We start from the raw sequence: 7,308 nt of genomic DNA, 5'->3' as shown, positions 1-7,308 counted from the left end.
GAGGCATCGATTTCGCGTTGGCGGGCGATGCGGGCGTCCCAGAATTGCGCCAGCGCGTCCTTGGCGGCTTGGGGCCAGCCGTCTGGCGCGTCGCGGGGGATTTCCCATTCCATGAAACCGCCTGCGGGGGCAGACTCGCCAGAGGGCAGCGTGACCTGCCCCGTTGCGGTGAAGTCGATCTTTTCGCCCTTGCGGCCGCCGGTTTGCACCTCGAACGGAGTGGCATGGCCTGCAAGAGCTGTGTTGAGGGCGGCGCGGGCGTCCTCGACTGCCGGTTGCAGGTTGTCCCAGATCGTGTCGATTTCGGTGTTGTTGGCGATGGATTTCAGGGTGATGTGAGGCACGCGGTCATAGACGAAACCGTGGCGGATGTCGTTATAGGTCGGGGTGGTGGCGGGGCTGGAGCGTGTGACCTCGGCCTCTTTGCGCTGCCCCTCGGGGCTGTCGGCGAGGATATACCACGGGTATTTCGCGCCCATGATCCGGGCGCGGGCCAGGGCGAGGGCCACGCGGGATGTGTCAATCGTGATCCAGCGGCGGCCCCATTGTTCGGCGACATAAGCGGTGGTGCCAGAGCCGCAGGTGGGGTCGAGCACCAGATCGCCGGGATCGGTGGTCATGAGGAGGCAGCGGGCTATCAGCTTTTGTGCTGATTGAACAACGTAGAGTTTATCCTCGGTAAAACTCCCCGTGGGCATGTCTTCCCACAAGTCACCTATTGCGATCACCGAATAATCGTCGATACGCCGAACGTAACGCATCGCGATCCCACCCGGCGTGAGTCTGCTAGCCTTTTGTAATCGAGACATACCTAGCGCATTTGTTTTCCAACCGCCTTTTTTAATCGGGTAATCAAGTCCCTGAAATTTGTTTACAAAGCGTGTTGTTTCGCCCCCAGACTGAGAGGTTAAATTGTCTGAGGCAACAAGATGTCCATCGCCTTCGCTCCAAGTCTCCCCCTTCTTCAAAGTGGTAATATGCGCCCCGTCGAAAGTTTGAACTCGATTGTAAGCCATTGCTCCGGCCGAGCCGGCTTCTTTTTCTTTCAATGGCTGCCGGAACTTTAATTTGCCCCGATCTTTCGCGAACCAAACAACAAAATCCATTGTCCCAGCCAAAAATTCGGCTGTGGCACTCGTTGTTTTCCTCACAGAAATCTGACTTACAAAATTCTCCTCCCCGAACACCTCATCCATCAGCGCGCGCACGCGGTGGACATTCTCATCCCCGATCTGAACAAAGCACGACCCTGACTCGGTCAGTAATTCCCGCGCCACGACCAGACGGTCGCGCAGATATTGCAGATAGGAATGGATGCCATCGCGCCATGTGTCGCGAAACGCCTTCACCTGCTCGGGTTCGCGCGTCAGGTGATCGAGATTGCCATCCTTCACATCGCGCGAGGTGGTGGACCACTGGAAGTTGGAGTTGAATTTGATCCCGTAAGGCGGGTCGATATAGATCGCCTGCACCTGCCCCTTCAGCCCCTCACGCTCGGCGAGGCTCGCCATCACCTGCAACCCGTCGCCTAGGATCATCCGGTTCGACCAGCGGGTGGAATGGCGGTAGAACTCCACCTCGGCCTCTCGGTCCTCATCCGTGATGCCGAAATGGTCAAACAGGCTGGCCCCTGCCCCTTCGCCATTGCGTTTGCCCCCCGCGCGCAGGTCTTCGATAATGGCCTTGGGGTGGACCTGTTCCTGCAGATAGATGGGCGGCGCATCGGCGGTGACAGCGGCCTGATCAATATCCTTGCCCCGCCAGATGATTTGCGGCTCCAGATCGGGGTTGCGCAGGGCGTAGGCGGCCTTGATGGGCTTGGCGTCATCCGGGTCCATCATCGGCGCGAGTTCGGGCGTGGGAATATTCGCGCGCTTGTCGGGGTGGGTGATGGGGTCGATGGGGGTTTTGCGGTCGGTCATGTTTTCGGTTCTTCCAGTCGGGCAATGATTTGTTTTGAAAGCCAATCCGTAGCATCGTTCCACGTCTCGTGGTCCGTTAGGCTGAACGATTTGCTCACTGACACGGCACCACCATCCTGTCTTGCGCGGAGGTCTCCAAACCGATCAACAAGCCATGGTGCGTGAAGTGTTATCTCGTCGGACAAGTCCTGCCCAACTGCGTCATTGACCGATCTTATGTCGCACCCACATCGGTTGCGCGTTGCATGGACACTAACAAACAAGGGATTGTATTCGCTATCGGGCTCTAGGTAGCGGATAAGATATTGCCCGACTTTTTCGAGTGGGAGTTTCTCTAGTTTACGGTTCAGGAGTTCGAAGAACTGTTGCCTATTGGCCTGCAATGAGCCTCGCTCTGCCACTGGTCTCAGCGCCCTATTCCAGTCGTTGGGTTTTTCGACTACCTCGAAGATGGGCGCGAAGGGGCTGTCGCCAATACGCACAACGCGCGCCTTGACGGCGAAGAAGGAAAACCCGTCGGCAGTGTGCTGGTTCAACCATCGGATGGCCGACAAGTGCGGCTCGCGGAATTGCGGCGCGATCCAGATAACCGTTTGCGCCTCCAGCCCCGCCAGATAGGTCATGATCTGGCCCAGATGGGTGTGGTCGGTGGTCTCCAACTGGTTCTCGATCAGAACGACGCTGTCATCCATCGGGTTGCGCGCAAGGATATCGGCGCTGAAGCTTTCGACTGCCACTTCGGTGCCGGTCAGTTCCAGCGGGATGCCGATGGCGTCTGACAGATGGACGATGTTCCCGGCGAGCCAGGGCGTGAAGTCCGAGGCTTCATGCCGCCATGCGTCGCGCAGCGGTAGGTCAATCAAGCGGTCAAAACGGATGTCGGTCATGCCGGTTCCCCCTGCATCGTGGCGGCAATCGCGGCATCCAGTTCCGGCCCGAAGTCATGCACAGAGCGCAGTTCCGCAAAGCCCCAGCGCCCATAGCGCCCCAGCCGGTTGATCGCCGGCACCCATTTGTTGCGCGTAGTATCTGCCTTGAGCATGGCGTCATGACCGCGGTAGCCCTTGACCTCGACGATCAGGGTGGTGAGTTCAGGCGTGTTCAGCCGGATCAGGAAATCGGGCCTGTAGGCGCGCGGGGCCCCTTCGACCAGATAGGGGATTTCAAAGCCCAGATTGTGGTTCTTGGCATAGGCCGCGACGCGGGGGTGTTCCTCGATCGCGGCGGCCAGTTTGTCCTCCCAATCGCTGTCGGTGATGATCCAGTTGATATGGGATTTGTCCGGGCGCGGGTGATAGCGGGTGGCCTTCGAGGTGTTGAAATTCACATCGCGGGTGGTGCCGATGGGGTTGTAAGGATCCAGCACGGCCCGCAGGATGCGTTCGCCGCCGGGCTTGTCGATCAGCGCACCGAAGATGATATCGCAGACCTCATCCGCCAGTTCGCGATATAGCAGCTGCGCCGGCATGGTGCCGCCCTTGGTGACCAGATGCCCCTCGTTCAGCCACTGGTTGACGATGCGTTTGGCGGCAGGGAATAGGTGCATCCGGGGGGCTTCATTGGCGTCGCGCAGCTTCTCGAAGATCATGTGTTTGGCGATATTGGCGGCAATGGTCGAGTTGCGCTGCGCCTTGAGGTAATCGAGCGTCAGGACTTCCGACGCGCCGACAATGCCTTGCATTGTGACCACTGTAGCCGCCACCTTTTCCGGGGTCAGCACGTAAGGCTCCAGACCGGAGAAATCCGCGTCCAACCGATCAGGCGGCAGATCGGCAGTATAGCCCTGAACGCGTGGGAATGTGATTTCCAGCGCATCGCGTTCGGGGGTGACAGCGCGGACGCTGATAATGTCACGCGGCGGCTGCGGTGGGGCGACGCGCGGGCCATCCGAGAAGTTCAGCCCGTCGATCCCCATGATGTCGGCATATTCGGTGCGGAAGAGGCCGTCATCATCCACGTCATAGGACAGGCGACGCAGGGCGCGGCCAATCACCTGTTCGCAGATCAGCTTGGTGCCGAAGGCCCGCAGACCGAGGATATGGGTGACATTGTTGGCATCCCAGCCTTCGGTCAGCATCGAGACCGAGACCACGCAGCGCACTTGTTCGCCAAGGCGGCCCCGCTTGCCCACTGTGTTCATCACCTCGCGCAGCACATCTGCGTCGGTGATGTCGCTGGCCATGCCACGTTCGGCCTGTTCGCGGCGGAATGCTTCGATCTCCGCCGCATGGGCATCGCGGAAGGATTTGTCGATATCGCCGCCGGCTTCCAGCGTGGCACTGTCGATCAGGACCGTGCGCGGGCGCGGCAAGCGCTCCCCATCGGTCGAGAAATTCGAGAAGAGCCCGCATTTGCCGTGGACCGTTTCAAGATTGCCTTCCGCATCCTCTCGCTCATACCCGGCGATATAGTCGCGCAGCAATTCCGAATTGGTGGTGTTGTTGCACACGACGATGAAGACCGGCGGAATGCCCACCTGTTCCTTCTGCCACAGATCAAACGTCTTTTCATAATGACCGTAGAGCGCATCGATGGCCGTTTTCAGCTCCATCGGAAGCTTCTGCGGATCAGGAAGGGCGCCCTTGGTCTTCTTGGGCATCTTCTTCCCTATGGCCTTCCACAGGTTACGGTAGAGCGGTTCCGGCTGACCCGGCAGATTGTCCGCCACAGGCACACGCGGCAGTTTAACGATGCCACATTCAATTGCGTCCATCAGCGAGAAGTCAGAAACCACCCACGGAAACAGCACCCCTTCCGGCCAACCCGATCCGGCAAGGAAGAATGGCGTGGCCGAGAGGTCATAGACGGCCAGCAGCCCCAGACGCCGCTTCGCTGCTTCAATCCCCGAGATCCAAAGCCGCGCAGCCTCGCGGTTTTCTTCGGCTTCTTTTCGCTCGTCACCGGTCAGCTTCTCGGCCTCGGCGTCAGGCTTTTCGCGATAGCAATGATGCGCCTCATCATTGATGACGACGATCTTGCCCAAGCCCGACAGCTCGGACATCACCCGCTGGATCATCTGCCCTTCGGTCTCCAGCGTCACCACCGACTCGCCGTGACCCTCAAGTGCCGCGCGCGTGCCCTTGGCGATCTGGGTTTTCTCGCGCAGCTTGAACGCGTGGTAATTTGTCAGGACAATCTTGGCGCGCTGCATATCCTGCATCAGATCGCCCGGCACAAGGCTCAGGCGGCGATAGTAATTGTCGGCATCATTCGGCAGCAGAACACGCAGGCGATCCTTGATCGTGATGCCCGGCGTGACGATCAGGAAGCCGCGCGTGAAATTCTTCGAGTTTGACGCGCGCACGGAGTTCAGCACCTGCCATGCAATCAGCATGGCCATGACTGTGGTTTTACCTGCGCCCGTCGCGAGCTTCAGGGCGATACGGAACAGATCCGGGTTCGCGCTGGCATTGGCAGCTTCCAACCGTTCCCGAAACCGCTTGCCCCGCGCAAGCTTGGGTGCGACTTCAGCAAGCCAGATCGCGATCTCGACGGCTTCCAACTGGCAGAAAAACGGTCGGATTGTCTGGCTCTCATCGCGCTGCAAAGCACGCCAATGTGTCAGCAATCGCTGCGTGACAGGCGAAACCTGCCATTGGCTGGGATTCGGCAGCAAGCGCCAGACATCAACTTCACGCCGGATTTCATTGACGAACTCGGTGACATTGAACTCAACGCCCAGCCCCTCAAGCCCTTTTGCACTCAGCTCCATCTCAGATTGCGTGCCGCCCGATTTCTTGCTCTTGGCCTGCGGCATGGCCGAAATCAGCTCAGAGCGCCGCCTGCTTTGAATCACCCGGTCTGTCGGCCGCCCTTCATCATCCAGCTCCCAATGGCGGGTGGGCATCATGTAAGGGGAGTTCAGAATGGGCTTTTCGAAAAATGACATTGAGTAGCCTTTTATGACGTCTGAGTTGCGCTGGGCTCAGCACGCTTGGTGTCGGCTCCGGGCGGCCGATCCAGAGATTCTGACGAGTTGAGTAAAACAATCTGCTGATCCTGCGGCCGCCGCGCCGACGGATCCGTGTCGAGGCCAAGTCGCTTGAGTGCATAGAAGAGAAGCGCCCGGCGCACCGGGATCTGCGCCCTGCCCTCTTCCATCCCGTAATCCATCTCGATTGCGCGGCGTTGCGTTGGGGAAAGATCAGGATGCGGGCCAATTTCAAGCACAACCTCGCTGTGCCAGTCAGCATCCGCCTGCGCATCAGCCGTGATGGGGCCCTGTGCGCCGATTTCGACAATCCGCGAGAGCAGGAAATCCTTGAAGACCTGATCGTTCTGGCAGAACGCGCGTGCATGCCAGCGAAACCCGTCAAACGCCAGGGCATGCGGCTCGATCCAGCGCGCTGTGGGCTCTGGGCGGGACATGGACTGATAGGTTATCTCGAGCGCCGCTGGCGCGTGGATCGCGGCCAGGACATCGCGAAGCGTCTCAGCCGCAACGCCGCGTGCGGGCGTTGGCGTTGCAGCGACACCGGGAAACATGCTGATCCAGCTCTGATCACGCGGGATCAGGCCCTGGTCAACTGCGCGCAGTTGCGCGAAATACTCCTCAGCACTGGGCGTCATGAAGCGCGGCTTGAATGCCTTGCCGCGGACATAGGCGCGCTGGCGCTTGTCATAGGCGAGGTTCCGCTTCCAGCGTTCCGAATAGCGCGTCAGATCCAGCGACGCCTGCTGAAGCGAAATGCCGAAAGTGTCCATCAGATCAGCACGGTTTATCCGGCCATACCAGAACACCCGAAACTCGATGAACGCATTGCGTCTCGACGCACTCCAGTTCAGCTCCTTCGCTTTCCTGCCCGCCATCCGATTACCTTCATGACCTCCCTTGCACTATAGACCTATAAAATAGTCCCTCGCAATAAATGATTTCGGCGCAGCGCTCAGGTTGCAGAGACAGTCAAAGTAAGTTCAAGACCGACAACCGGCCCAAGCCCCGGGGCGCAAACGAGATGGTATTTCCTGACATCAGACAGGCATTTCAGGAACCGCATTGTCACGATGTCACTCTTGTAGGTGCTCGGGTCGACCACGGCGCGGGCGTGTCGCAGGCCGACGACACAGCTTTGTTGATATCGGCTTGGTCGGGATCATGCGGGCCTGTCCTGTCGGTTTTTCTATGGAATAGCAGAGGGATCAACGGTTCGCTACCGGGTTGAGCGGGGAAATTGGCGGGGTGATCAGTACTGATTGGGGGTGGCGGTCAGTACTGAGCGTGTGGGGCGTTCAGTGCTTACCGCTTCCGGCAGTCAGTACTGATCCGCCAGATTTTCCATTTTGGCTTTTCACGCAGGTGCAGGATTATCCAGAAAGATATCTGGAAGGTCTGGAATATGGCAGGGAAGTCACGAAAATCATTGAAGTCCGACAAGCAGCGGCGTTC

At 59.1% G+C, this 7,308-nt stretch carries 5 protein-coding genes; 1 reads left to right on the top strand and 4 read right to left on the bottom strand.

The features are described 5' to 3' along the window. From ACTIEN_RS21440 to ACTIEN_RS21425, 4 genes are all read right to left on the bottom strand, one after another. A partial coding sequence (locus tag ACTIEN_RS21440; protein WP_439525184.1) for a site-specific DNA-methyltransferase occupies positions 1-1,922 on the bottom strand: 1,922 nt, incomplete at its 3' end. Continuing rightward, on the bottom strand, positions 1,919-2,809 hold the full coding sequence (locus ACTIEN_RS21435) for a hypothetical protein (RefSeq protein WP_439525183.1): 891 nt from the start codon (positions 2,807-2,809) through the stop codon (positions 1,919-1,921). The genes ACTIEN_RS21440 and ACTIEN_RS21435, both read right to left, overlap by 4 nt. Then, positions 2,806-5,811 carry a BPTD_3080 family restriction endonuclease gene (locus ACTIEN_RS21430; RefSeq protein ID WP_439525182.1) on the bottom strand — a complete coding sequence of 1,002 codons (3,006 nt, stop codon included), beginning with the start codon at positions 5,809-5,811 and terminating at the stop codon, positions 2,806-2,808. Before ACTIEN_RS21430 ends, ACTIEN_RS21435 begins: the two co-directional genes overlap by 4 nt. Positions 5,812-5,822: 11 nt before the next feature. Beyond that, a complete protein-coding gene (locus tag ACTIEN_RS21425; protein ID WP_439525181.1) occupies positions 5,823-6,731 on the bottom strand; it encodes a WYL domain-containing protein in 909 nt (302 codons plus the stop codon). A 370-nt stretch (positions 6,732-7,101) separates the two neighbouring features. Between ACTIEN_RS21425 and ACTIEN_RS21420 the strand changes: the two genes are divergently transcribed. Continuing rightward, positions 7,102-7,308, top strand: a 207-nt coding sequence (locus ACTIEN_RS21420) for a hypothetical protein (protein WP_439525180.1), incomplete at its 3' end; no start/stop codon positions are given.

Source organism: Marivita sp. (assembly GCF_051859345.1).
In the GTDB taxonomy this organism is placed as follows: domain Bacteria; phylum Pseudomonadota; class Alphaproteobacteria; order Rhodobacterales; family Rhodobacteraceae; genus Marivita.
This window is presented reverse-complemented; position numbering and strand designations above follow the sequence as displayed.

Bases quoted from the DNA above. Each gene is read 5' to 3' on its own strand.
- ACTIEN_RS21435 (WP_439525183.1), bottom strand. From the start codon at position 2,809: ATGACCGACATCCGTTTTGACCGCTTGATTGACCTACCGCTGCGCGAC.
- ACTIEN_RS21430 (WP_439525182.1), bottom strand. From the start codon at position 5,811: ATGTCATTTTTCGAAAAGCCCATTCTGAACTCCCCTTACATGATGCCC.
- ACTIEN_RS21425 (WP_439525181.1), bottom strand. From the start codon at position 6,731: ATGGCGGGCAGGAAAGCGAAGGAGCTGAACTGGAGTGCGTCGAGACGC.